The sequence below is a fragment of the Pseudoalteromonas sp. SCSIO 43201 genome (genome assembly GCF_023716725.1).
In the GTDB taxonomy this organism is placed as follows: domain Bacteria; phylum Pseudomonadota; class Gammaproteobacteria; order Enterobacterales; family Alteromonadaceae; genus Pseudoalteromonas; species Pseudoalteromonas peptidolytica.
In genome coordinates this window covers 1,935,619-1,960,748 of sequence record NZ_CP072683.1, presented here as the reverse complement: position 1 = coordinate 1,960,748, position 25,130 = coordinate 1,935,619, and the positions used below count along the sequence as shown (strand labels likewise).

Here is a 25,130-nt window from a genome sequence, read left to right as displayed (position 1 = left end):
GATTTTCTGGCCTCAAAGTAGACCACTTAATTAAGAAAGTTGGTATAAAATTCACTTAAGCATACGTGAGTATGCAGATAACGCTAAGAAAGGACTTATGAATACAACACGACTCCCAATAGCACTGCTTTTAGGTGTGGCAAGTATAATAACTGCTTGCTCAGACTCTGATAATGACGTTGAAATAAATACACCTAAGGTAGCTGAGCTTCCCAAAGAGGGCACTTTGGTTTCTCTACGCTTATTAGAGACTACGGACCTACATGCAAACATGCTGAACTACAACTACTTTTCTGACAAGCAAGATGACAAAGTTGGACTAGTTAAAACCGCAGCTTTGATCCACCATGCTAGAAGCGAAGTGAAAAACGCCATGCTTGTTGATAATGGCGATTTAATCCAAGGCAGCCCACTTGGTGATTATATAGCTAAGATAAAAGACTTAAAGGAAGGTGACGTTCATCCTGTTTATAAAGCGATGAATACATTAGCGTATGACGTTGCAAATATTGGTAACCACGAATTTAATTTCGGCCTAGAGTTTTTGGAAGAGGCAATTAATGATGCCAATTTTCCTTATATTAGCGCCAATGTGTTTAAAGTTGATGACGACGAAGACGAATCAAATGACGTCCCTTTTTTTACCCCTTACATTGTTAAAGAAAAACGGTTTCTTGATGAACTTGGTAAGGAGCAAGTGATTAACGTTGGGTTTATTGGGTTTGTGCCACCGCAAATTATGCAGTGGGATAAGGCCAACCTTGAAGGTAAGGTGATAGCCAAAGATATTATAAAAATGACGGAACATTATATACCCAAAATGAAAGCTGAGGGTGCTGATATCATTGTTGCTATTCCACATTCAGGGTTAGATGTAAGCGCGGATAAACCAATGGCTGAGAATGCCTCTTATGCGCTATCGAAAGTTGAAGGTATTGATGCCATTATGTTCGGCCATGCACACGCTAATTTTCCCGGATCTGGCTACGGCGATTTACAAGCTTATGGTATTGATAACGAAAAGGGTACGATTAATGGTGTTGCAGCGGTGATGCCGGGGTTTTGGGGAAATCATTTAGGTATAATTGACTTAGATGTTCGGTTTAATTCAGGAGAATGGGTTGTGGTCGATTCTCAGTCAATGCTCAGGCCAATTTACGAGACTGATGATAATCGTAATACTGTTTCTTTGGTAGAGAGCGATGCAACTATTGAAGCCGCGATTCGTCATGAGCATAATGAAACGCGGACTTGGGTCAATGAACCATTCGCAAAAATTACCAATACCGTTAATAGCTATTTCGCCTTGGTTAATGACGATCCATCTATTCAGATCGTTACTGATGCACAAGCATGGTATACCGCAAAAATCGTCCAAGGTACGGAGTTGGAAGGTCTGCCTATTCTCTCCGCTGGTGCACCATTTCGCGCAGGTCGAGGTGGGCCCGATGATTTCACCGCGATTCCTGCCGGAGACATTGCTTATCGTAACGTAGCTGATATGTATATTTATCCAAATGTGCTCAAAGTACTGAAGCTGTCGGGTGCTGAAGTTCGTGAATGGCTTGAAATGTCTGCTGGACAATTTAACCAGATCACAGCAAACACTGAGGGGGTTCAGGCGTTGATCAACCCCGATTTTCCTTCTTATAATTACGACGTGTTAGATGGCGTAACTTATCAGATTGATGTGACCGAGCCTGCGCGTTACGCAGCAAATGGTGACAAGGTCTCTAACGGCAATCGGATCAAAGCACTTAAATATCAAGGCGAACTAGTAACAGATGAGCAAATTTTCTTAGTGGCAACAAATAACTATCGCGCTTCGGGCGGCGGTAACTTTCCAAACGTATCAGCTGATAAAATAGTGGTGGATTCACCAAATGAGAACCGTCAGGTCGTTGCAGATTATATTACGTATGTCAGTGAAAAAAATGGTGCAAAGGGTTTAGATCCATCCGCTGATATGAACTGGTCATTTTCTCCTGTGGTTGGCGCATATATTGAGTTTTTTAGCTCAGCGAGCACTGATGCAGAGTTATATAGCCAGCAGTTTATTCATATTCTCCCTACCGGAAAAACCAACGAAAATGGATTTGCGTTGTATCAGTTAGATTTAACACAACCACTATAACTTTTATAAAAGCCGCCGATTATCTTTTCTTCGGCGGCTTCGTTCACTATGAAATGAATAGATTGCCTGTTGCTTAAACACGTTTCCTAGCTCACTAGTCAGGGACTATCGTTCACAATCGATTTTTAACGCTCTTCGGGTCAGTTTCAACCAAGATATATACAATCAAACTTTGTCTATGCACAACTTTATATGTAAAAGATTATTGCTAGTCGCTTTTTGATTGCTACCTTTAACATCATATCAACTACCTTTTTATTCCATTTAACATGTTTGGATGGTAATGATTGCTATTTGTGTTAATGTGTCCTCGTTTTGGCAACTTTACGTATTGGACGGAACAGTTTGTCAATCTGCTTGTATTCTTCGAGTGTGAACTCAAAGGGTTATGGTCAAATAATTTTGGAACAATGTAATATGAAAAGCGTTTGCTTAATTTTATTCCTGTTGCCTTTCTATTTATTTGCTGATGCTGCCAATGTGGTAGTGGCAGAAGTGAAACAACAGAAACTTCAACGAACATTATCTTTAACAGGATCGATCAGCGCCGCCCAGCATGCTGAGGTATCAAGCTTAACGGATGGCGTGGTGACAACTATTTTAGCTGAAACCGGTGATATAGTTACTGCACAAACTGTCCTGCTAGGTTTAGATGCCGCATTGATAAACGCGGAGCTTAAAAGTTTAGAAGCGGCTCTAGAGCGAGCTCAAGTTGAACGAAATAACGCATTAAGGCTCGTAAACGAAGCCAAATCCTTATCAAAACAAAAATTGTTTGCACAAACAGAGCTTGCAGAGCGAAACACTAGACTGAAATTAGCAGAGGCCTCGTTATTAGAAGCGCGAGCAAATATTACATATCAACAAGAATTGTTAAATAGACACCAATTACGCGCACCTTTTTCCGGTGTTATTGCAAAACGTACGGTTGACTTAGGTGAGTGGGTAACCCGAGGCCAAACGGTCTTTGAATTGGTAAGCGAAGCAACACTTTGGCTTGATTTACAAGTACCTCAGGAGTATTTCCAACTGGTTAAAGTTGGCAGCGCAGTTAATTTCAATGTCGCTGGTGATACTTCTTTGGTACATCAAGCAAAAGTATTAGCTAAGCTTCCTGTGGTCGACCAAGCTAGCCGGACTTTTCTACTTAGACTGGTTGTAGCAACAGATAGCGGGCTGCGAGTCGGCGCTTCAGCGACAGCGCAACTGCCTCTGGTCGATGCACAACAAAGTGTCGTTATTCCAAATGATGCAGTACTGCGTCACCCTGATGGTGGCTTCAGCGTATTCGTTGTAGATAACGGTAAAGCAAAGCGCCAACACATAAAAGTAGGTAGTAGATTAAACGGATATATTGAAGTGACTTCAGGCTTGCAGGTTGGTGATCAAGTGGTAGTGGAAGGCAATGAGCTGTTACAAGCCGATCAGCTGTTAAATATCGTGCCGAGGCTATAGGAGTAGTCATGTTAAAAGCGAGTGTAAAGCATGCCATTCTCGTTGCCGTGACGGTATTAATCTGTTCAATATTAGGTATTGTTGCTGCATTTAAGATCCCCGTACAAATGATCCCTGATCTGGAAGTAAGAACAATCTCTGTTGTTACCAATTGGCCTGGGGCAACACCTCAAGACGTAGAGAAGGAAATATTAATAGAGCAAGAGCGATACCTACGCTCCCTTGCCAATCTCAAGCGGATGTCGAGTTATGCAAGTACTGGTGAAGCCGAGATTGAATTAGAGTTTCCTTTTGGTGTTGATGTAAATGAAGCACTGATAAATGTCAGTAACGCATTGTCTCAAGTGCCAAATTATCCTGAAAATGTTGATCAACCAGTGTTGTATAGCAGCTCATTTTCGAGCAATGCGTTTATGTTCTTTAACTTAAAGCCACAATCAGGTAATCCGCTTAACATCGATATTGATATGCTGCGTGATTATGCCGAAGACTTTATTCGTCCAGAGATGGAAAGAGTTTCCGGTGTTTCTCAAGTTAACGTCCGTGGTGGTGCACTTTATCAGGTGCAAATCTTGGTCGACCAACAAAAACTAGCAAGTCGCGGAATTAGTTTGGTTGATGTTAGAAATGCGATAAGAAGTCGCAACCAAGATGCGTCAGCTGGAGATATAGACAGTGGCAAACGTCGCTATTTACTGCGGATGGTCGGTCGTTTTCAATCTGCACAAGCACTGGAGGAATTGGTAGTCAGTCAACGCCAGAATACAACTATCAAACTGAAAGATATTGCTGAAGTCAAGCTTGACCACTACGAGGTCAGAGATGTTGCATATAACAACGGCGAGCGAGCATTAATGCTTTCGGTTAGACGAGAAAGTGGCTCTAACGTGATGGCGATAAAAGAAGAAATGATGCAGGTAGTGGCGCGTATCAATCGTGACATGCTCTCACACAATGGTTTACAGCTAACGTTGCTCAGCGACGACGTTCGTTATGTCAAAGGATCTGTTGAAAACGTATGGACCAACCTCATTTTAGGCGCGCTCCTCGCCACTTTGGTGATGTTTTGGTTTTTAAAAAGCCCACGCTCTACACTCATTGGTGTAATGGGCGTACCTATTTGTACTATTGCAGCGTTTTTGGGATTACTACTTTTTGATAGGACGATTAATGTTATTTCTTTAGCTGGAGTCGCGTTTGCTATTGGGATGACGGTTGATAACACTATCGTTGTGCTTGAAAATATAGAGCAAGCCAGACGTCGTGGGCTCGATAAGTTGCAAGCGGCTATCTCTGGTGTACAAGAAGTGTGGCCAGCCGTACTGGCGTCAACACTGACTACCGTGCTTGTGTTCGCGCCGATTTTATTTATTCAGCAAGAAGCAGGGCAGTTATATTCAGATGTCGCTATTGCAATTTCCGCTGCGATCATCGCTTCTATGCTAGTTGCGTTATTCGTCGTGCCTGCTGCAAATGCGAATTTCGCGTGCAAGAATATTACCAGCGGCATGCTATCAACACTGACGTTGCCAAAAGTTGTTCCAGCTATGCTATCAAGCAGTTCTGCTCGTGTTGGGTGTATTGTTTTGGGGAGTGTGTTACTGCTAGGTGGTGCATGGCTATTTATGCCAAAAGCTGAGTATCTACCAGAAGGTGAAGAGCCCAAAGCGTTTTCGATGATGATAGCGCCGCCAGGGTATAACCTTAGTCATATGCAGAAGATTGGTGACGAAATACTCCCTTACTTAAACAAGCATCTGGAAAATGACGATAGTGATTTTGTTGCGGGGAAAACACAGTTACCACCTCTTAAATATTATTCAATGTCCGTCGGTGTTGGCAGTATTTGGCTATTAAGCGAGCCGTATAATGGCGAATACATTGACGAGATGATGGATGCGATCACGAGTAAATTCAGAAGCTATCCAGGCATGCGTGCATTTTCTTCTAGAGGATCTATCATTTCAAGTAATGATGGTGGTTCTAGAGCTGTTGCCTTGGACATTAGCGGCACAGATCAAACAGCACTTTATCGTGCTGCAGATGCGGTTTACCGATTGGCAGGAGAGGTGTTTGATAACCCTCAGATAGATTCGGCACCTTCTTCACTGACTCTTGACCAACCTCTCATTGAGATTCAACCTAGGTGGCAGCGGCTCGCTGAGGTCGGTATGAGTGCAGATGAATTAGGCTACACAGTCGCGGCCTTGAGTGATGGTGCTTATGTCGATGAGCTTATTTTAGGCGACGATAAAGTGGATGTTTTCTTGTTTTCAGAGGCAGGAAATCAGCAAAGCCTGTCACAACTTGCGCAGTCGCCCGTTGTCACAAAAGCAGGCCTAATCCCATTAAGCTCCTTAGCGGATCTGCAAGAAAAAGCTGACAGCGATAGTTTACGCCGAGTTGATGGTCGTAGAACGGTGACTGTTTATATCATTCCACCAAGAAATGTGGCGCTTGAGCAAGCACAAGAGTTGGTTAGAACTGAGTTGTTACCACAGCTTCAGAGACAAGGCGATCTGTTGCCCGGTGTCAATGTGAGTATTGGTGGGGCAGCCGACCAACTAGACAAAACAAAAGAAACGTTAGGTAGTAATTTTATCGTTGCATTGGCACTTTGTTATTTATTGTTGGTCGCTATTTTTAAACACTGGGGTTACCCATTATTTATTATGGCAACAGTCCCCCTCGGTATGGCTGGCGGTTTACTGGGTTTGATTGCTATCAATGGTCTTGGAAGTGTTACAGGAGCTTTTCATCAGCCTTTTGACATGATCACTATGCTTGGCTTTTTAATCTTGCTTGGAACTGTGGTAAATAACCCAATACTAATCGTTGATCAAAGTCGTAGAAATCTGGAAAACACCTCAATGAGTGTTTATGAAGCTGTGATCTCTGCACTGCAAACACGATTAAAACCGATTGTCATGTCGACAATGACGACGCTATGTGGTCTTGCACCCTTGGTCTTTATTCCAGGAGAAGGCTCTGAACTTTATCGGGGAGTGGGTATGATAGTACTTTGCGGTATTGCTATGGCAACTATCGTAACACTCACCATTTTACCTGCGTTATTGGTCACCTTTTTAAAAAGGCCATTAGAGAGTTCAGTAAGCAAACTCTAATCTCATCCTTGTCACTCAGAGAGTACTATAAATGCCTTGCTTGAACTTTGATGCTCAGCAGGGCATTTTTATTACCGAATGAAAACTTGAATTTACAGGGTTTTGTCCTCAGTAAATAGAGTGAAGCACAGTTTTTCATAACAAAAGAGCACACTATGGCAAATAATATACGCTCCGCAATTATTGCTGAAGGCGGAGGTCAAAAAGGTATTTTTACTGCGGGAGTGCTTGATGCTTTTCTTGAAAAAAGGTTTACGCCGTTTGATTTAAAAGTGGGAGTATCAGCTGGGGCACAAAATCTTGCTGCATATTGCGCTCGTGCTAGCCAGTATGCGCAAACAGCCATTGAATCACTAACGACAGAGCAGCAATTCTTTCGCCCCGCACGCTTTTTTACTGGGGGGAATGTTATTGATCTCGATTGGTATTTTCATCAAGTCGAGCACAGCACTAAGGTACGCTTTCCTACAGAGCCGCATCATTTAACGCCAAAGAGTAACTTTTATGCGGTAGCAAGTGATCTTGAATCACTAGCGCCACATTATTTGCATACGTGGCATGACAATATGTTTACGCACCTTAAAGCGTCGAGTGCAATTCCATTTTTATATCGCCCTGGTGTGAATGTGCAAGGACATGGCTTGATGGATGGCGGTGTTGCCGATCCATTACCTGTTCGCTGGGCGCATCAAAAAGGTGCAAAAAATATATGGGTGATAAGGACAATAGAGGCCCACGACGATGGCAAAATGCCAGTGCTTGAGCGGTTAAAACCAATTATGCGACGGGTTAACCAATCTCCCAAAATGTTTGAAATGTATCATCACTATCAAAGTCGCTACGCCGATGCAGTTAACTTTATGAAGGCTCCGCCAGAGGACGTTAATGTCATTCAAATTGCGCCAACTAGAACACTAGAGTCGATGGTACTAGGATCAAGTTCCGAGACCTTAAAGTCAGACTATAAATTGGGCTTTGAATTAGGGCTAAAGGCAGTAGATAAGTGGCGTGATATGTTTGAAGCCAGCCCGATGTAATAGCAAATCTCAGATTGAGACTTGCTACCTATGATTATCGGTTAAGACTTGCGAATTGAAATAGAAGTCGCTTCAATGTCAATTCGGCCATCTTTAAATAAACCACCAATGGCTTTTTTAAAGTTAGCCTTAGAGGTAGAGAAAGTGCGTTTGATGGCGTCAGGATCTGACTTGTCACCCAATGGTAAATAGCCGCCACTTTCTTCTAGTTTACTGTATATTTCCTCTGCTAGGTCTTTTACTTTCCCTATGCCAGGTTTCTCTAATACCACGTCAATCTTATCTTCGTCGTGAACTGCTTTAACAAAGCCTTTCATCCGCTGGCCGATGTACATGCGCTTAAACACATCGTTGAAAAAAACCAAGCCAAAGTGTTTTTCATTGACAATAACTTTATAGCCCAAGTCAGTTTTTGCAGCGACAATCAAGTCTACTTCTTCAAACTTATCATACTGAGCTTTCGATTTACCCAAAAATTTACCCAGTGCACTGGATGCACAAATGCGTTTACTGGCGTTATCTAGATACAACTTCACTAAATAGCTGTAACCATCGCGCATTTTCGGTTTTTGCTCATTGTATGGAGCAAGCACGTCTTTATCTATGCCCAAATCTAAAAAGGCACCAACTTTATTGATTTCTTTTACACGCAGTAGGGCAAACTCTCCAACTTGCGCTAACGGCTTTTTCGTCGTTGCGGTAGCGTGCCCAAGGTTATCTTGATAAATAAAAACCTCAACAGAGTCGCCTTCTTCCATGTGCTTTGGCACTTCTGTGCGCGGAAGAAACACATCGCCAAGTTCACCACCGTTCAAGTACGCACCTTCAGCGGTAAGTTCTTCAATGGTTAACATCTTAATTTGACCTAGCATGATTATTCCTCGTCAGTTTGTGGTTTTGGTTTGCGACGTAGTGGCATTGAGCCATCAATATCAATTGGTGGCTGGATCACTTTTCGTGGCTGTGCTTTTTTCACAGGCTTTTTCTTTGGTTTACTCGTTTTGCTAGGCGCTACATTTGCAGGACGATTTTTACCATGCTGTGGTTTTTGTTTAAGCCCTTTGAATTTACCAACCAGGCCTTCCACTTCTTCAAAGCGCAATGGTTCATCAAGATAGTTCTTGATTGCCACATAACTATTCCAGTCTTTTGGACCCACAAGGGAAATCGCATGACCTTTGAAGCCAGCTCGGCCTGTACGACCAATACGGTGCACGTATTCTTCAGCCTGCTTAGGTAAGTCAAAGTTAATAACATGCGTTACTGACAATAAATCTAATCCGCGGGAAGCGACATCTGTGGTTACTAACACTTTATAAATGCCACGACTAAAGCTTTCCATGATATCTAAGCGTTTGCTTTGTGGCATGTCGCCTGAGAGTGATACCGCTTTAATCGACATGTCGTTTAATAATTTACTTAACCTGTCTGTGTCGCCACGGGTTGCAGTAAATATAATGCACTGGCCAACCTCACTTTTTGTGATGAAGTGTTTCAGCAGCGCTTCTTTATGATCTAAATGATCGGCAAAGTACAGGGCTTGTTTAATGTCTTCATGTTGCTGGTGGGCATTACTTAGCATAATGCGTTTTGGCGATTTCAGTAGTTGACGCGAAGACGCTTCAACCTGAGTATGGTCTAGCGTGGCTGAAAACAGAAGGGTTTGTCTTTGTCGATGATCCGCAGAGTCATTAATGATGTCTAGTTGTTTCTCAAAGCCAAGGTCAAACATACGGTCTGCTTCATCAAAAATAAGCAGTTCAAGGCCGCCCAAAAACAAAGAGCGATTTTCAACATGATCGGCAATACGTCCCGGTGTACCCACCACAAAATGTGGATCGCGGCGAAGCGCTTTTACTTGATCGTTGTAGTTCTCACCACCTAAAACCTTACAGACTTGAATATTTGTGCCAGCACACAAAGCACGACATTCAGAGAATACTTGAGTCGCGAGTTCACGAGTTGGGGCGACGATAACCACGCGTGGATCGCGTTTGCTTAGCGCTTTTTGCTTCATTACACGCTGTACGGCGGGCAGCAAGAAGGCAAGGGTTTTGCCTGAGCCTGTTTTAGACTGCGCAAAAACATCGTGGCCAGCTAAAGCCGTTGGGATGGCATGCGCTTGGATCTCGGTCGGTTCCGTGATCCCTTGGTGAGCTAATTGTTGTTCTAGGCGCGTATCTATCCCAAGTTCAGTGAATCTCAAGTCAATTTCTCCAAGTCTTGAATTTTAAAAACACGAGATTATACCAAAGCATAGACGCTATCGGATATAGAATTTGTGTTTTTTGCATTTTAATCAAAAATCCGTAGAATACGCGCCTCAGCGCCGGGTTTACGACTCGGTTTTCATGCTTTACACATCGTCATGCTTAATGTGTAAGCGAATCAAAGCTTAAATCTAGGAAAATACAATGTCAGAACAATACGTTGTTTGTGCTATGTACAAGTTTGTCTCTTTACCTAATTATCAAGAGATAAGACAACCCCTTCATGATGTCATGGAAGCGAACGAAGTTCGTGGTACGTTATTACTTGCCGAAGAGGGTATTAACGGTACTGTTGCGGGAAAGCGAGAGGGTATTGATGCACTACTAGCATGGTTAGACAAGCAACCTGGCCTTGATAATATTGTTTACAAAGAGTCATTCGACGAAACCTGCCCATTTTATCGCACCAAGGTAAAGCTTAAAAAAGAAATCGTCACCATGGGTGTACAAGGTATCGACCCTAAAGAAGTGGTTGGCACCTACGTAAAACCGCAAGATTGGAACGCATTGATTTCAGACCCTGATGTGGTACTTGTTGATACGCGTAATGACTATGAAATTGAGATTGGTACGTTTAAAAATGCCGTCGACCCAAAGACTAAGACGTTCCGCGAGTTTCCTGAGTGGGCGCAAAATAATCTAAACCCAGAAAAGCACAAAAAAGTAGCGATGTTCTGTACTGGCGGGATCCGCTGTGAAAAATCAACAGCATACATGAAAGAGCAAGGTTTCGAAGAGGTTTATCACCTAGAAGGCGGCATTTTAAAATATTTAGAAGAAGTGCCTAAAGAAGAAACGATGTGGGAAGGCGAGTGCTTCGTTTTTGATAACCGTGTAGCGGTTGATCACGATTTGAATAAAGGCTCTTATGATCAATGTCATGCTTGTCGTATGCCAATCACCGAACAAGAAAAGCAACGTGATGAGTATATGGAAGGCGTGTCTTGCCATCATTGCCACAAAGATCTAACAGAAGAGCAAATTGCCCGTTTTGCTGAGCGTCAAAAGCAGATTGAATTGGCTAAACAACGTGGTGAAGGGCATATTGGCCATGATGCTCAAGAGGCTATTAGAAAGCGTAAAGAAGAAAAATTAGCGCAAAAAGAAGCTCAGCGCCAAAAGTCTTAAGCGCTGCTTTTAATAAAATGAATAAAAGGAGCCCAATGGCTCCTTTTTGCTATGAGATGTGCAAACTTTTCATACTCAGTGTGTAGTCTTTTCTAACCAAGTTATCCCCATTATTATTCTTAAGACACATAATAAAAATAAATTAATTAAAAATCATGCTGTTACATGTTTATATCTTGATGGCGCTTTCTTTGCAACAGCTAAAGGCAATAGCAGTAAATCACTAATACTGATTTACGTTGTTACAATCTTTGAAGGAGTCTCATGATGCCAAATATGGTCACTACAATTAATCCCGCCAACGAGCAACCAGTAAACGAATATCAATTGATGAATTTGCATGAAGCAAATAAAGCGGTAGATTTAGCGAATGATTGCTATCAATTTTGGAAAAAACTACCTTTACACAACGGGCTCAAAAGTTAAATAAACTGGCTGATTTGATTGAGGCAAACTCCCCCAAGTTAGTTGCGTTAATGACCGAGGAAATGGGCAAAGTAACGGAGCAAGGCAAGCAAGAGGTCGCATTATGTGCAAAGATTTGCCGTTATACAGCGGAGCAAGGAGAAAGTGAGCTCCAAGATGAACATCGTGTATTTGAACAGGGTCATGCGATTATCACGTACCAGCCAATTGGTGTGATTCTAGGGATCCAACCGTGGAATTTTCCGCTGTACCAAGTTATTAGGTATAGTGTTTCAAATGTGATGGCGGGCAATACCACTGTCATGAAACATGCATCTAATGTGTTTGGGATGGCGAAACTAATTGAAGAGTTATATTTAGAAGCTGGGTTTCCAAAAGGCTGTTTTCAATCTTTACTCATTGACGGAAAGACAGCAGGTGAACTGATCGAAAATCACCACATTCGTGGTGTGACCTTTACGGGTAGTGACAAAGTAGGAAAGCAAGTTGCGAAGCGCTCTGCTGAGCTGTCCAAAAAGACAGTACTGGAACTGGGCAGTAACGATGCTTTTATCGTGTTGGCGGATGCCGATATCGAAAAGTCAGTAGCAGCATGTATACAAGGGCGTATTGTCAACAACGGTGAAACCTGCGTTGCCGCGAAGCGCTTTATTATTGTTGATGAAATTTATGATCAGTTTAGAGATGCCTTTGTGTCATGGTTTAAACAGTTAAAAGTTGGAGATCCGAGCGCGGCAGACACAGATCTTGGTCCTATGGCACGCAAAGACTTACGTGACGAGTTACACCAGCAAGTCGAAGCATCTATTGACGCTGGTGCAAGGTGCACACTTGGTGGCAAAATTCCAAAGGACAAAGGCTTTTATTATCCGGTCACTATTTTAGAAGATGTTAAACCCGGTATGCCTGCGTATGATGATGAGTTATTTGGGCCAGTAGCGTCTTTGATCCGTGTAAAAGATGAAGCTGAAGCAATGATGGTGGCTAATGATTCGCGCTATGGCTTAGGTGGTGGGATTTTCTCCAAAGATACGCAGCATGCAACGGAGCTTGCCATCAAAGAGTTCGACACAGGTATGGTGAACATAAATGGTTATTCTCTTGCACAGCCCAATTTACCATTCGGTGGGGTAAAGGACAGCGGCTATGGCAGAGAGCACGGTGGTTTTGGAATAAAGGAATTTGTTAATGTGAAAACGGTAATGGTTGCAAATGCACAGTAAGTAACTTGAGCCGCGGATAATCAATGCCTTCTAGCAGCCAGTCTTTCCAATTGCCAGCTAGTGGTGCGTAAATTCGCCTTGCCTACAGGATGTAGGCACCTTTGCGAGAGCAGGGCGCGGAAGCGGTGTCTTCCCTAAAACTTTCTGGCTAGACAAGGGAACAACTAAGTTGTGCGATAGCAACAATGAGTTGGAGCATTCCTTATCCAAATCTCAAGTTAAGTATTTTTGACTATAGATGTATACCAGAGCCAGTAATGCTGGCTCTTTGCATTTTAAATTGGTTATAATTCGCGTCCATTTTTTACAGTGAGAAGACAACGTGGGTGAAGCGAGCTTAACTACCTTACATTTATTGGCAACAGATCCAACCGCGGTGACTCAAGCGGCTGAGCTTGCACGTGATGGTCAACTGGTTGCGGTTCCAACTGAGACCGTTTACGGCTTAGCAGCTGATGCTAATCAGCCAAATGCAGTAAAAAAAATTTTTGCAGCAAAAGGGCGCCCAGCTGATCACCCTCTCATTGTTCATGTGGCCGACAAGTCTTTGGTAACCCAATGGGCTGAAACCTTGCCTGATTATTTTGATGCCTTGGCTGACGCATTTTGGCCAGGACCGTTGACCATAGTTGCTAAAAAGCGTGCACATGTCAGCGATGTAGTTACTGGCGGTCACAAAACAGTTGGGATCCGAGTACCAAATCACCCAGCGATGTTAGCATTGTTACAACAAGTGCAGTCGGGACTTGCTGCGCCATCAGCGAATCCCTACAAGAAAATCAGTCCGACCACTGCCGAGCAAGTATTATTTGGTTTGTCTGGTAAAATTGCTGCGGTTTTAGATGGTGGCTCCTGTGAAGTGGGTCTCGAGTCGACCATTGTTGATATTTCATCGCCTACACCAAGGATCTTAAGGGCGGGGCCTATTACCAAAGCTGATCTTGAAGCGGTACTAAATATGGAAGTGGAAGAACCTGATGTCCACACTGTGGCTGTGCCTGGTAATGTAAAAGCGCATTATCAGCCCAGCAAACGTCTTACTATTCTATCAACTCAAGCGCTGACGTCTCGCTTGCAGCTAGGATGTGCGCCCAATACGGGAATTTTATATTATTCTTCAGAAATAGAGTCAATACTCTCGGAGCATCGCGATATAAATGAGCTGGTGGATCTAAAACTTGGTGCGGAAAAAACCAAGTATGCACAAGGGCTGTATTACGGCCTGCATCAGTTAGACCAATCTAGTGCAACAGAAATTTTATTGGAAGCACCTCCACGTACGCCTAAGTGGCGAGACGTGAATGACAGGCTAATGCGCGCAGCCGCGCAATAAAACACCACAGCGCGAATGCCTATCGCGCTCATTTTGAGCACTATCTTTACATAACTTTACCTTACTTTACATGGGCTTATCTTTTCTTTAGGCCACTGTAAGGCATACTGCATTTTATCGCACTTATACTGTGTGTTATCGAATAGTTTATCTTGGTTTGAGTGAATAACTGTTACACTCAAAGCAGCTAAAATAAAGGTAGTTTATAAGGTTAATATGTGTAAAGTAACGCGCTTGGTAGCTATTGTAGCTACCATGTTGATAACCAGCGCCGTGCAGGCAAAACCTTCGCAAGTGATTGCAGAGCCAATTCAATTTGAAAGTAGCAGTGAGCAAATCCAAGCTGTAGGCAATGCAGAAGCGATCCAATCAGTCATACTTTATCCCGCAACAGGAGACAAGGTAACCGCCGTGCATTTTAGTCCGGGCGACCATGTAGAAGCAGGCACCTTGTTACTTGAATTAGATTCACGCCGTCAAAAAGCTGCGCTGAAAGAAGCACAAATTCGCTTGGCTGATGCACAACGTACAGTTGAGCGTTTGACCGACAGCCAAAAGCGCGGAGCCGTGCCTATCAATGAGTTAGATAAGGCGGTAACAGAGCGTGATCTTGCAAAAGTTGCAGTAGTACAAGCCGAAAACGAGCTTGAAGATCGCCGCGTTATTGCGCCGTTTAGTGGCGTGATGGGGTTAACTGACGTTGAAGTGGGCGACCGTATTACAACACAAACCGCGATTGCCAGTATTGATAATTTCGACAAACTTTACGTTCAATTTGCCGCACCTGAATCGGCTTACAGCATGCTCAAAGCGATTGATAACGTTCTACTAACACCATGGAATGATAATGACACCCGCATTAGTGCTGATATAGCTCAGATGGACTCGCGGATAGACCCGACAGCAAGAACCTTGAGAGTGAAAGCCATTTTCGACAATCAAAATGCGCGGTTTTTACCGGGCATGAGCTTTAGAGTATCTCTAACTTTGCTAGGCCAAGAATTTGCAGTTATTCCAGAAGCTGCGCTTCTGTGGGGGGCAACAGGTCCTTATGTATGGAAAGAAGAAAATGGTAAAGCTAAACGGGTTGATGTGAAAATCCAGCAACGCTTACCCGGCAAGTTACTGGTGTCTGGGGAGTTAGCAGCAAGAGAGTTATTAGTTGTTGAAGGGGTGCAACGACTTCGTCCTGGTCAAGAGATTGCAATTACAAATGCGCTGGCGAGGGAATAAACTGTGACCAAGCCTGATTTACCACAACTACAAGATTTACCGTCAATGGCCATTCGCCGTCCGGTACTTATCGTCGTTTTAAATTTGTTAATCATTATTGCGGGAATTGCGGCAATAGCCGGTGTAGAAGTACGGGAATTGCCTGATGTAGATAGGCCAAGATTAACTGTTTCAGCTTCTTTTCCTGGTGGCTCTCCCGAAACCGTCGATACCGAAGTAACCAGTAAGCTAGAGGGCGCAGTAGCTCGGGTAAGCGGAGTCAAAAGCATCCGTGCGCAAAGCGAAGAAAATAATGCGCGCATTGTTGTTGAGTTTCGTCCTGGGATTAACCTCGATGATGCGGCAAACGAAACCCGTGAATCTGTATCGCGAGTACAAAGAGAGTTGCCTGAAGAAGTTGAGCGTGTTTCGATAATAAAAGCGGATAATGACGCTGAAGCTGTTGTGTCTTTAACGGTAAGCTCGGCTTCATTGACACTTGAAGGTCTAACCGAGCGTGTTGAGAAAGATTTAGCACCACAATTTTTAACCATTCCAGGTGTTGCAGATGTTCGCCTCAACGGTGACCGAGAGCGAGTGCTTAGGGTAAGGCTTGATCCACTCAAGTTGACGAGTTTTAACTTAACAGTGCCAGATGTAGCAGCTGCACTTAAACAAGCGCCATTTGATGTGCCTGCCGGTAGCTTGAAATCAGATGACCAGCAGCTGATTGTTCGTGCAGACGCGACCTCTATTACCGCAGAGCAGATCAGTGACATCATCATTCGAGGTGATACACGCGTTGGAGACATTGCGTCTGTGTATTTCGGTCCAGCAGATCCTCGCTCTATGGTGCGGCTAGATGGTGAACCTGTCATTGGTCTTGAAATTATTCGCCAAGCCCAGTCCAACACCATTGAGATCTCCGATGAAGTGCTACAGCTTGTTGAGAAAACTAAAGCACGATTTCCTGATCTCGCGCTTTCTGTTACCTCTGATGATGCCCAGTTTATTCGTTCGTCAGTGGATGAAGTGCTTAGCTCTTTGGTGATAACTATATTACTAGTCGTGTTCACACTGTGGGTTTTTATCGGTTCATGGCGTGCAACGCTGATCCCTGCTTTTGCCATCCCAGTTGCGCTGATCGGCTCGCTGGCACTTATTTGGGCGCTGGGATTTTCAGTGAATATTCTTACTCTGCTGGCATTAGTCTTGGCGACAGGGCTTATTGTTGATGATGCCATCGTAGTCAGTGAGAATATCCAGCGTCGTCGCGGGGAAGGGGTTGGCCGTCGTGCAGCGGCGGTATTAGGCACCCGAGAAGTCTTTTTTGCTGTGGTGGCCACAACAGCAGTATTGGCTGCGGTATTTGTGCCCATTGCCTTTTTACCCTCAACGGCTGGTCGATTATTTAGAGAGTTTGGTGGTGTGCTGGCAGGTGCTGTGATTATTTCCTCGTTTGTAGCTTTATCGTTAGTACCGGCACTGACTTCAAAGCTAAAATTAAAACAAGATGGTAAAAAGCACATTTTCTCTGAAGCGGGAGTTAAGCTCGCGACTTGGTACCGTGGTACGATCCATTGGGTACTAGATCATGCTTGGCTTACGTTTGGCATATTTGTGATTGTCGCTGGACTATCAGGCGCGCTGTATACACAGCTAGACAATGAGCTATTACCATCAGAAGACAGAGGTAAGATCCGAATATTCGCTAGAGGGCCTGACGGTGTTGGTCTTAACTTTATGGATAGGCAAGCCAAGCAAATGGAAGACATTTTGTTACCGTTTGTAGAGAGTGGCGAGATAGAGTCTATTTACACTGTAGTTGGCCAGTGGGATCCCAATATCGTGTTTATTACTGTGCCATTAAAGCACTGGGATGAAAGGCATTTCTCACAACAAGAGATTATTGACAAAATCCGAGCTCCCCTTGGTAATATTCCAGGTGCCCCGGCACGCGCTTTTGGCGCAAATAGCCTAAACCTAAGAGGTCAAGGTGGGGGAATTGAACTTGCGTTACTTGGTAATGACTACCTTGAAATATTCAAAGCAGCGCAGACGTTTGCTGCTTTAGTTGAAAAAGAAATGCCGGATGCGGCTCCTGTGCAAATATCTTATCAACCTTCGCAACCTCAGCTTCGTGTTAACATTGATCGCCGCAGAGCAGAAGAGCTTGGTGTGAGTTTGAGTGACATCTCAACCACTCTCAGGGCTGCAATCAATGGAGATGATGTTGCCGACCTTAATGTTGGCGATCAATCTATTCCTATCATGCTCCAAGCACAAAATCATACTATTCGAGATCCCAGTGACTTGGCCAATCTCTACGTGGGTAGTCGCTCTGGTGCGTTAGTCCCACTCAGTAGCCTCGCGGTAATTGTAGAAGAGGGCGTTGCGGCTGAGCTTGAGCGTCATGCTCAGCGTCGTAGTATTGAGCTTGATATGAAGCAGCCTGAAGCAATACCAATGGCTGAAGTAGTTGAACAGTTACGCACGCTAGCAGAGCGTAGCTTACCGGATAGCGTAACCTTGGCGTTCAAAGGGGAAGCGTTAACGTTTGAAGAGACTGCTAATGAGGTGTTATTGACTTACGTGTTGGCCTTTTTAATTGTATTGCTAGTACTTGCTGCACAATTTGAAAGCGTGAATAGTGCGGTTGTTGTGATGATAACCGTGCCGTTTGGGATCTCCTCAGCGATACTCGCACTTTATCTAACCGGCACTTCACTTAATATCTATTCTCAAATTGGTTTAGTCATGCTGATAGGGCTAATTGCTAAAAATGCAATTTTATTGGTTGAATTCGCGGATCAATTACGTGACAAAGGACGTACTGTTAGGCAAGCAGTAGAAGAGGCTGCGGTAATACGTTTACGTCCGATCATGATGACATTGGTGTCGACATTACTAGGTGCATTACCGTTGATTTTATCGGTTGGCGCAGGTGCTGAGTCGAGAAATGCGATTGGCTGGGTTGTGTTTGGTGGTCTTGGGTTAGCTGTATTCTTTACTTTATACCTCACACCTGTCGTTTATCTTGGGTTAGCTAGATTCACTAAACCAAGAGCCGATGAAACCAAGTTATTAATAGATGAACTTGATAAAGCAGACAGTTAACTTTATCACTTCAAAATAACCCCTAAAAAGCACAGCAATAGCTGTGCTTTTTTTGTGCAATGATTAATGCTGTGGTAACGGATACTTTGGTATTTTTTCTTGAACTTTCCACAAATTAAACTGTCTCAGTCGATGTGGTTGTTTTATAGCCATTATGTTTGCTACTCTAAGACAGTAAATCCTGTTTTCTATAACAATAAAAAATAATAAGCTAATTGAAAGAAGATGTGTCATGGGTAATTTATTTTTAAAAGAACGGGAAAATTGGACTGCCTGGATCATTTGGAGCCTAATAGGATGCTCCGCGACTGTGATGCTTTCAAGCTATACCAGCCAAATTTGGATGAGCCTACTTGCACCGATCATAGTATTAGGTGTATTAACTACATGGATGAGTTATACCAAGCGATTCGACTTTTCTAGAGCATTTAAAGTCCTTAGTACCGTGGTATTAGTGTCGACAATACCTGTCATCATTGAGCGGGTGTTACCGGCAAAAAATGCCGTTGTTGGTATGATTGACTCGGGGATCATTATTATTGGAGTGGTTGTGGCTAGTAGTGTGTTTGCTTATATAGCTAAGAGACCAAAACAATATTATTGACTGTAATTTGCTCGATTAAATGCAAAAATCAAAATAGAGCTTTACAAGCGGGTATTTAATCCATAAAATGCGCGCCAACAACGGAGAGATGGCTGAGTGGTTGAAAGCACCGGTCTTGAAAACCGGCATACGTTAATAGCGTATCTAGGGTTCAAATCCCTATCTCTCCGCCACCTCATTCCCAAAACCGCCTTTATTTGGCGGTTTTTTTCGTTTGGAGGCGTACATGTCAGCGGCTAGTAATATTGTAATAATAAAACATAGTTCTCTTTGGATTGTATTTAGTTATTTTTATCTTAGTGGTCTCAACATGGCGCTTACGCTATCGATTGACTCGCAACAAGATCCAGACATAACGATGACACTATTACATGTGTTTTTATTTAATTGTCTGGCAGGCCACTTAATAACAAAATATGAAAAGAGCTGGCCGCAATTGGCGAGTGTGGTTATTGCATTGTGTGGTGTTATTGGTTTTGGTCACTATTTTACTGGTAGCTTAGGTGAATACAGTGACGAGCTAAATGTTGGCTTAGTTTTGTTACTACCGTTTGCAACCTTTGTGATGAAAAAACTCAAACAATACGCCGAAGAAAAAGCCGCTAGTTAGCGGTTTTTTTGTCTTTGCAGCTGAGCTCGAGTGCTTGATATTCCAGCAGCTTCGGTATCTTGAGTAATTTTGCTGTGATACAATCATAAATTCTTGTTAAATAAAAATATGGAAAGACTATGTCTCAATTCAACACAGACGCAGATAAAGCGAGCTATGGTATTGGCTTACAGATGGGTGAGCAATTAAAAGCGAATCCTTTCGAAGGCTTAAACCTTAACTCTGTATTCGAAGGTATGAAAGACGCTTATGCTGGTGACAGCTTCCGCGTTGAGATCCCTGAAATCCAAGCAGCATTTGAAAAGATCAATGCTGAGATCCAACAGCGTCGTGAAGAAGAAGCGAAAGTATTGGCTGCTGAGGGCATTGCATTCCTTGAGGAAAATGCAAAGCGTGCAGAAGTAACGGTAACTGAGTCTGGCCTTCAATACGAGGTTGTTGAAACAGGCGAGGGTGCTAAGCCTGAAGCGGAATCAAAAGTACGCGTTCATTACCACGGTACACTTATTAACGGTACAACGTTTGATAGCTCATACGAGCGTGGTCAGCCAGCTGAATTCCCTGTAAATGGTGTTATCAAAGGCTGGACTGAGGCACTACAAATGATGCCTGCTGGCTCTAAATGGCGTCTATACATTCCACACGAGCTTGCATACGGTGAGCGCGGTGCGGGTGCATCAATCGCACCTTTCTCAACGTTAATCTTCGACGTTGAGCTACTAGAAGTTTTGTAATAAATAGTATTTGTTACACAAACAAAAAGGCCTTCTAAATGAAGGCCTTTTTACATTTAACCAAAGTCGATAAGAGCACAACTTTGGTATTACTAAGACTTAGTACGTTGCACTACCTTTTGTGCGTGGGAACGCAATCACGTCACGTACGTTGCCCATACCCGTTACATATGCAACCAAACGCTCGAAGCCAAGACCAAAGCCTGAGTGAGGCACTGTTCCATACTTACGTAGGTCACGGTACCAGCTGTAATCTTCTTTGTTCAAGCCCATTTCTTCAAGACGCGCATCTAGCACATCTAAACGCTCTTCACGTTGTGAGCCACCAATGATTTCACCAATACCAGGTGCAACAACGTCCATTGCGGCAACGGTTTTACCGTCTTCGTTTTGACGCATGTAGAACGCTTTAATATCACGAGGATAGTTTTTGATTACTACTGGTGCGTTAAAGTGTACTTCAGCTAGGTAGCGTTCGTGCTCAGACTGTAAGTCGACGCCCCATTCAACAGGGAATTCAAACTCTTTATCACATGCTTTAAGAATGTCGATAGCATCTGTGTAATCTACCTGAGCAAAGTCTTTGTCGATGAATGACTCTAGGCGAGTAATGGCATCTTTTTCGATGCGTTGTGCGAAAAATTCCATATCATCACGACGTTCGTCAAGTACTGCTTTAAACACATACTTCAACATATCTTCTGCAAGTGCTGCAATGTCGTTCAGGTCGGCAAACGCAACTTCAGGCTCAACCATCCAAAACTCAGCTAGGTGGCGAGACGTGTTTGAGTTCTCAGCGCGGAATGTCGGGCCAAATGTGTAGATTTTTGAAAGGGCACTGGCGTAGGTTTCACCGTTAAGCTGACCTGATACCGTCAAGAATGCTTCTTTACCAAAAAAGTCTTCTGAATAGTCTACATCGCCTTTGTCTGTGCGTGGTAGGTTGTTCATATCAAGTGTAGATACACGGAACATCTCGCCTGCACCTTCACAGTCACTCGCGGTAATGATAGGTGTGCTGATCCACTGGTAGCCACGCTCGTGATAGAAGCGGTGAATTGCTTGTGCAAGACAGTTACGCACACGTGTCACTGCGCCCATTACGTTAGTGCGCGGGCGAAGGTGTGCATGTTCGCGTAAGTATTCAATACTATGGCGCTTTGCCGCCATTGGGTAAGAATCAGGATTCTCGACCCAGCCTAATACCTCAACACTGTTAGCTTGGATCTCAAAAGATTGGCCTTGACCTTGAGATTGTACAAGCACACCAGTCACCGCTACTGAACACCCAGCAGTAAGACGAGTCACTTCGTCATAATTATTCAGCGAATTAGGGACTACGGCTTGAATAGGGTCAAAACAAGAGCCGTCATGAACGGCTAGAAATGAAATACCTGCTTTTGAATCACGTCGTGTACGGATCCAGCCTTTTACTGTAACTTGGCTGTCAACCGCAACGGTGCCTGCTAGTAGCTCCGTTATCGCTGTGTGGCTCATCTTTACTCCAAATGATTTATTTTTTATTTGTAAATTAAAAAGACAGAATGTCTTATCGTCATGTAAGCCGTATCTTACCTGCGATGAACAAATAAAAAAACACTGAAATGCAAAAAACTACACTCAATTAAACGACTAAAACCATGAAAAAATACCGATGTTGTGGCATTATGAACATTCGATGATAAAAATTACTTAAATAATACTAACAGTGACGTTCAAAATTCGATGAAACAAGTTTTTATTTTGAGGGGGCTACCAGGCTCTGGTAAATCGCATTACGCGCAAACGCTAGCTGATGACTTAGTTGCTGGTGATGAAACACAGTATTTTATTTGCTCAACGGACGACTTTTTCGTTAATGAAAATGGTGAGTATTACTTTGAAAAGCAGCGCTTGTCCGAGTACCACAATTTAAATCTTGCCCGTTTTATAAACGCACTAGCAGAGGGGATCCCGCTTGTGGTCGTTGATAACACCAATATTAAAAAGTGGGAATTTGTTGCTTACGCCTCTGCGGCTACTGCGATGGGTTATCAAGTTAAAGAAGTGATCGTTGGCGAAATTAGGGATAAGTCACTACAACATTTATACGCCAAACGAAATAGCCATGGCGTTGGGCTGAAAACGATTTCGAAAATGGCACACCTCTTCGAATGGTGATAAAGCTTAGGGAAGTGTAACGCTAACAATGCTCGTGCAGTTAAACAGGGTAGTACAATATCCGATCTTACAGTCAAAAAGAGCGGGTTTAGAGTTCGCCTTCGAGCAAACAAGAGACGGTCGTCAATGTTAGCTTCATTCTACATAGCGGCCGGTTAGTCAACTCATTCCAGCCCAATTTCGTTTCAGCAGTGGAATGTGCAACCAACTTTTTTAGCTTCAGTTGACCTAATTTTAGTAATGCTACTGAGTTTCGAAAGGGCTCTGACATTTATATTGTGTCTAACGGGCTAGTTGTACCTGCAAAATGTTGGCCAAGTACATGTGTATAGATTTGTGTGGTACTAACGTCATTGTGGCCCAGTAATTCTTGAACACTTCTTATATCACGACCAGCTTGAAGCAAATGGGTTGCGAAGCTATGCCTAAACGTATGGCAGGTGACGCGTTTATTTATTTGAATATTACGCACGGCATTCCCGAGCGCTTTACGAATAACACTTTGATGTAAATGGTGCCTGCAAAGTGTTCCTGTATAAGGATTGATACAAGTAATGCTGGAAGGGAAAATAAACATCCACCCATGTTGCCTAAACGCGTTGGGATACTTGCGTTCTACTGCATTTGGCAAAGATGGACCTATCCCGTGAAGGTTGTCATCCTGTTGAATCTTAATAGCCATTTCAATATATGTAGTGAGCTTTTTTGAGCATCTATTGCTGAGGATGGTTTGCCTATCTTTATGCCCTTTTCCGTCTCTAACGGTCAGCGAAGCTCTAACAATATCAATATCTTGGATACGTAACCTGAGGCATTCTGAAACTCTTAGTCCGCTACCATAGAGTAGTTCTATTATTAGTCTATCGCGGCCATCAAGTTCATTTAGTATTAGTGAGATTTCTGATGGGGATAACACTGTAGGTAAATGTCTTTGTTTAGTGGCATAGCAAAAGCCTAAATCCCCAAGCTCATGGTGCAAATGCTTCTGATACAAATAGGCTAACGCGTTAAGTGCAATTTTTTGTGTGTTGATAGCCACATTTCGTTGGTTGGCAAGGAAAGTTAAAAATTGTGTAACCTCTTCCGTTCCCATTGTCTCAGGGTGACGCTTGTGGTGAAAGTTAATGAATGCCTTAATCCAATATAGGTAGGTTTTTTCTGTTCTAATGCTGTAACCACGCATACGCATTTCTTCCTGAAGACCTTTCAGAAATGGGCTTTTTAGACTCATGATAACTCCTTATTTCACAGTGCTGTATATGTATACAGTATTATCTAAAGTTCTTGGATATCAAGGGAAATAATGAAAAAATTTTTGCGCGTTTTCGCATGAATAAATTAAAAATGTTATTTTTATCAGGAGGTTATTTATTTTCGATTTGAGATAATAGGTTTGGGAAACGCGCATGCGCATTTTTCTAGATGGTATATTTAGAAGAATGCTGATAAGTTCTTTACATACTGATAGTTAACTGCGCGCGTTTTCACTGGTCCAACGAGGTAAACGCGCATGCGCACGAATAAAATGTTAGGCTTCTATGAGATATTTTGTTTTAATAATTCTGGCATTATATTCATTATCATCTTATGGTCTTTCTTCACCTCCGCCATGTATGCAAGCCGCATTTCACAATCAAGAGTCTGAATTTGTTATTAATTTGTACAAACAATCAGATGTTGTAATTAAGGTTAGTGAACCAATTGAGCAGTTAAAAGATCGCGTAAGTAAACATAAGGTATTGGGCGTGTGGAAAGGGGAAGTTGGTGAGTATGTATTTATTCAAGGCTGGTATCCTCAGAAAGTAATGTTCGCTAATTACGTATCTGAAAATTTTGTTCACGAAACTAGCTGGTTTCTTCATTACTGCGATTACCTTGAAAGAGCTTTAGACAACGAGTTTGGTTCACCCTATAAGCCAAGCTCTAGCTATTTCCAACTTAATCACGCTAGTAATCTTCTTTTATGGTCAAGCTTGTTTATTTTTATAATTGCTTGTTTTATAAATATTGGGTTGTTTAAGTGGGTTCGTAGCTCGAAGCCTAACAAATTGCTCAAGTAGGACGTAAAAAGCTTGGCTTGCGCTCCTGCGTCGCTAATTTTAGCCAAGCGTTTTGCGCCTCTTAGCAAGGCGTTAGGTGTCTATGTTAGATCTGCACAATAAAGTTCTCTTAGTGTCTCTTAAACATATAGACGAAGAAGAAAATATAAAATTCGACACTTTTTTTGGTGTGGTTAATACATTCAATGACAATACTGTTGTTGTCGATAGAGTTGGAGGCGGTCAAGTTGACCTGCCATATGCTGATGATCATTTTGAGCCTGCAACTGATGAATGGTACGAACTAAAAAATGGTGACTGGTCAGATGAAGTTGATTTCATTGTCCAGTTGGACGTGTTCGAAAATGATCTTGCTTACGAAAAGTATGGCGCTAAGAACACCAAACAAGTCAATGAAATGGACGCAAAACGCTTGGCTTGCGCTCATACTTCGCTAATTGTAGCCAAGCATTTTTACGCCCATTATTGAGGCGTTATGCGTCTTGAGAGAATGGAGTTTTAA

Annotated in this window: 18 protein-coding genes, 1 tRNA gene and 1 pseudogene; 16 read left to right on the top strand and 4 right to left on the bottom strand. The window is 43.0% G+C overall.

The window, feature by feature from the left end:
- The first annotated feature begins 97 nt into the window (after positions 1–97).
- The 4 genes from J8Z24_RS08465 to J8Z24_RS08450 all read left to right on the top strand — a co-directional run bounded on the left by J8Z24_RS08465 (position 98) and on the right by J8Z24_RS08450 (position 7,751).
- Positions 98–2,134, top strand: a complete 2,037-nt coding sequence (locus J8Z24_RS08465) for a bifunctional 2',3'-cyclic-nucleotide 2'-phosphodiesterase/3'-nucleotidase (RefSeq protein WP_252095612.1) — start codon at positions 98–100, stop codon at positions 2,132–2,134.
- Positions 2,135–2,551: 417 nt separating this feature from the next.
- Positions 2,552–3,589, top strand: a complete 1,038-nt coding sequence (locus J8Z24_RS08460; RefSeq protein WP_176031757.1) for an efflux RND transporter periplasmic adaptor subunit — start codon at positions 2,552–2,554, stop codon at positions 3,587–3,589.
- Between the two features lie 8 nt (positions 3,590–3,597).
- A complete protein-coding gene (locus tag J8Z24_RS08455; protein WP_252095611.1) occupies positions 3,598–6,714 on the top strand; it encodes an efflux RND transporter permease subunit in 3,117 nt (1,038 codons plus the stop codon).
- Positions 6,715–6,869: 155 nt separating this feature from the next.
- The gene (locus J8Z24_RS08450; RefSeq protein WP_176031755.1) at positions 6,870–7,751 is read left to right on the top strand and encodes a patatin-like phospholipase family protein; all 882 of its coding nucleotides are present in this window, start codon (positions 6,870–6,872) and stop codon (positions 7,749–7,751) included.
- 41 nt (positions 7,752–7,792) lie between these two features.
- Here the strand turns inward: J8Z24_RS08450 and J8Z24_RS08445 are convergent, their stop codons facing one another.
- Both J8Z24_RS08445 and J8Z24_RS08440 read right to left on the bottom strand, forming a co-directional pair.
- Positions 7,793–8,623 (bottom strand): CvfB family protein, encoded by an 831-nt coding sequence (locus J8Z24_RS08445; RefSeq protein ID WP_125253930.1) that lies wholly within the window; start codon positions 8,621–8,623, stop codon positions 7,793–7,795.
- 2 nt (positions 8,624–8,625) lie between these two features.
- The gene (locus J8Z24_RS08440; protein ID WP_125253931.1) at positions 8,626–9,957 is read right to left on the bottom strand and encodes a DEAD/DEAH box helicase; all 1,332 of its coding nucleotides are present in this window, start codon (positions 9,955–9,957) and stop codon (positions 8,626–8,628) included.
- 208 nt (positions 9,958–10,165) lie between these two features.
- Between J8Z24_RS08440 and trhO the strand changes: the two genes are divergently transcribed.
- From trhO to bamJ, 9 genes and pseudogenes are all read left to right on the top strand, one after another.
- Positions 10,166–11,149: an oxygen-dependent tRNA uridine(34) hydroxylase TrhO gene (trhO, locus tag J8Z24_RS08435; protein WP_176031754.1), complete on the top strand. Its 984-nt coding sequence runs from the start codon at positions 10,166–10,168 to the stop codon at positions 11,147–11,149.
- Positions 11,150–11,416: 267 nt separating this feature from the next.
- Positions 11,417–12,798, top strand: a pseudogene (locus J8Z24_RS08430) (NAD-dependent succinate-semialdehyde dehydrogenase).
- 322 nt (positions 12,799–13,120) lie between these two features.
- Positions 13,121–14,131, top strand: a complete 1,011-nt coding sequence (locus J8Z24_RS08425) for an L-threonylcarbamoyladenylate synthase (protein ID WP_147389514.1) — start codon at positions 13,121–13,123, stop codon at positions 14,129–14,131.
- Positions 14,132–14,347: 216 nt separating this feature from the next.
- Entirely contained in the window at positions 14,348–15,364 is a 1,017-nt protein-coding gene (locus J8Z24_RS08420; protein WP_125253934.1) for an efflux RND transporter periplasmic adaptor subunit, read from the top strand.
- 45 nt (positions 15,365–15,409) lie between these two features.
- Positions 15,410–18,460 carry an efflux RND transporter permease subunit gene (locus tag J8Z24_RS08415; protein WP_252095628.1) on the top strand — a complete coding sequence of 1,017 codons (3,051 nt, stop codon included), beginning with the start codon at positions 15,410–15,412 and terminating at the stop codon, positions 18,458–18,460.
- A 232-nt stretch (positions 18,461–18,692) separates the two neighbouring features.
- On the top strand, positions 18,693–19,064 hold the full coding sequence (locus tag J8Z24_RS08410) for a hypothetical protein (protein ID WP_125253936.1): 372 nt from the start codon (positions 18,693–18,695) through the stop codon (positions 19,062–19,064).
- 82 nt (positions 19,065–19,146) lie between these two features.
- A tRNA-Ser gene (locus J8Z24_RS08405) sits at positions 19,147–19,237 on the top strand.
- A gap of 53 nt (positions 19,238–19,290) precedes the next feature.
- Positions 19,291–19,674 carry a hypothetical protein gene (locus J8Z24_RS08400; protein WP_125253937.1) on the top strand — a complete coding sequence of 128 codons (384 nt, stop codon included), beginning with the start codon at positions 19,291–19,293 and terminating at the stop codon, positions 19,672–19,674.
- Positions 19,675–19,793: 119 nt separating this feature from the next.
- Positions 19,794–20,408 carry a BamJ family beta-barrel-assembly machinery protein gene (bamJ, locus tag J8Z24_RS08395; RefSeq protein WP_125253938.1) on the top strand — a complete coding sequence of 205 codons (615 nt, stop codon included), beginning with the start codon at positions 19,794–19,796 and terminating at the stop codon, positions 20,406–20,408.
- Positions 20,409–20,507: 99 nt separating this feature from the next.
- Here the strand turns inward: bamJ and asnS are convergent, their stop codons facing one another.
- Entirely contained in the window at positions 20,508–21,905 is a 1,398-nt protein-coding gene (gene asnS / locus J8Z24_RS08390) for an asparagine--tRNA ligase (RefSeq protein ID WP_125253939.1), read from the bottom strand.
- A gap of 228 nt (positions 21,906–22,133) precedes the next feature.
- On the opposite strand from asnS, the gene J8Z24_RS08385 reads away from it, so the two are divergent.
- Positions 22,134–22,568, top strand: a complete 435-nt coding sequence (locus tag J8Z24_RS08385) for an AAA family ATPase (protein WP_252095610.1) — start codon at positions 22,134–22,136, stop codon at positions 22,566–22,568.
- Positions 22,569–22,839: 271 nt separating this feature from the next.
- Here the strand turns inward: J8Z24_RS08385 and J8Z24_RS08380 are convergent, their stop codons facing one another.
- The gene (locus tag J8Z24_RS08380; protein WP_252095609.1) at positions 22,840–23,799 is read right to left on the bottom strand and encodes an integron integrase; all 960 of its coding nucleotides are present in this window, start codon (positions 23,797–23,799) and stop codon (positions 22,840–22,842) included.
- Between the two features lie 307 nt (positions 23,800–24,106).
- Here J8Z24_RS08380 and J8Z24_RS08375 point away from each other — a divergent pair, with 307 nt between their 5' ends.
- A complete protein-coding gene (locus tag J8Z24_RS08375; RefSeq protein ID WP_252095608.1) occupies positions 24,107–24,628 on the top strand; it encodes a hypothetical protein in 522 nt (173 codons plus the stop codon).
- An 82-nt stretch (positions 24,629–24,710) separates the two neighbouring features.
- Positions 24,711–25,097: a hypothetical protein gene (locus J8Z24_RS08370; protein WP_252095607.1), complete on the top strand. Its 387-nt coding sequence runs from the start codon at positions 24,711–24,713 to the stop codon at positions 25,095–25,097.
- The last annotated feature ends 33 nt before the right edge of the window (positions 25,098–25,130 follow it).

Bases quoted from the DNA above. Each gene is read 5' to 3' on its own strand.
- J8Z24_RS08450 (WP_176031755.1), top strand. From the start codon at position 6,870: ATGGCAAATAATATACGCTCCGCAATTATTGCTGAAGGCGGAGGTCAA.
- J8Z24_RS08445 (WP_125253930.1), bottom strand. From the start codon at position 8,623: ATGCTAGGTCAAATTAAGATGTTAACCATTGAAGAACTTACCGCTGAA.
- bamJ (WP_125253938.1), top strand. From the start codon at position 19,794: ATGTCTCAATTCAACACAGACGCAGATAAAGCGAGCTATGGTATTGGC.
- J8Z24_RS08410 (WP_125253936.1), top strand. From the start codon at position 18,693: ATGGGTAATTTATTTTTAAAAGAACGGGAAAATTGGACTGCCTGGATC.
- J8Z24_RS08370 (WP_252095607.1), top strand. From the start codon at position 24,711: ATGTTAGATCTGCACAATAAAGTTCTCTTAGTGTCTCTTAAACATATA.
- J8Z24_RS08385 (WP_252095610.1), top strand. From the start codon at position 22,134: ATGAAACAAGTTTTTATTTTGAGGGGGCTACCAGGCTCTGGTAAATCG.
- J8Z24_RS08380 (WP_252095609.1), bottom strand. From the start codon at position 23,799: ATGAGTCTAAAAAGCCCATTTCTGAAAGGTCTTCAGGAAGAAATGCGT.
- J8Z24_RS08420 (WP_125253934.1), top strand. From the start codon at position 14,348: ATGTGTAAAGTAACGCGCTTGGTAGCTATTGTAGCTACCATGTTGATA.
- J8Z24_RS08400 (WP_125253937.1), top strand. From the start codon at position 19,291: ATGTCAGCGGCTAGTAATATTGTAATAATAAAACATAGTTCTCTTTGG.
- J8Z24_RS08460 (WP_176031757.1), top strand. From the start codon at position 2,552: ATGAAAAGCGTTTGCTTAATTTTATTCCTGTTGCCTTTCTATTTATTT.
- J8Z24_RS08455 (WP_252095611.1), top strand. From the start codon at position 3,598: ATGTTAAAAGCGAGTGTAAAGCATGCCATTCTCGTTGCCGTGACGGTA.
- J8Z24_RS08415 (WP_252095628.1), top strand. From the start codon at position 15,410: ATGGCCATTCGCCGTCCGGTACTTATCGTCGTTTTAAATTTGTTAATC.
- trhO (WP_176031754.1), top strand. From the start codon at position 10,166: ATGTCAGAACAATACGTTGTTTGTGCTATGTACAAGTTTGTCTCTTTA.
- J8Z24_RS08375 (WP_252095608.1), top strand. From the start codon at position 24,107: ATGAGATATTTTGTTTTAATAATTCTGGCATTATATTCATTATCATCT.
- asnS (WP_125253939.1), bottom strand. From the start codon at position 21,905: ATGAGCCACACAGCGATAACGGAGCTACTAGCAGGCACCGTTGCGGTT.
- J8Z24_RS08465 (WP_252095612.1), top strand. From the start codon at position 98: ATGAATACAACACGACTCCCAATAGCACTGCTTTTAGGTGTGGCAAGT.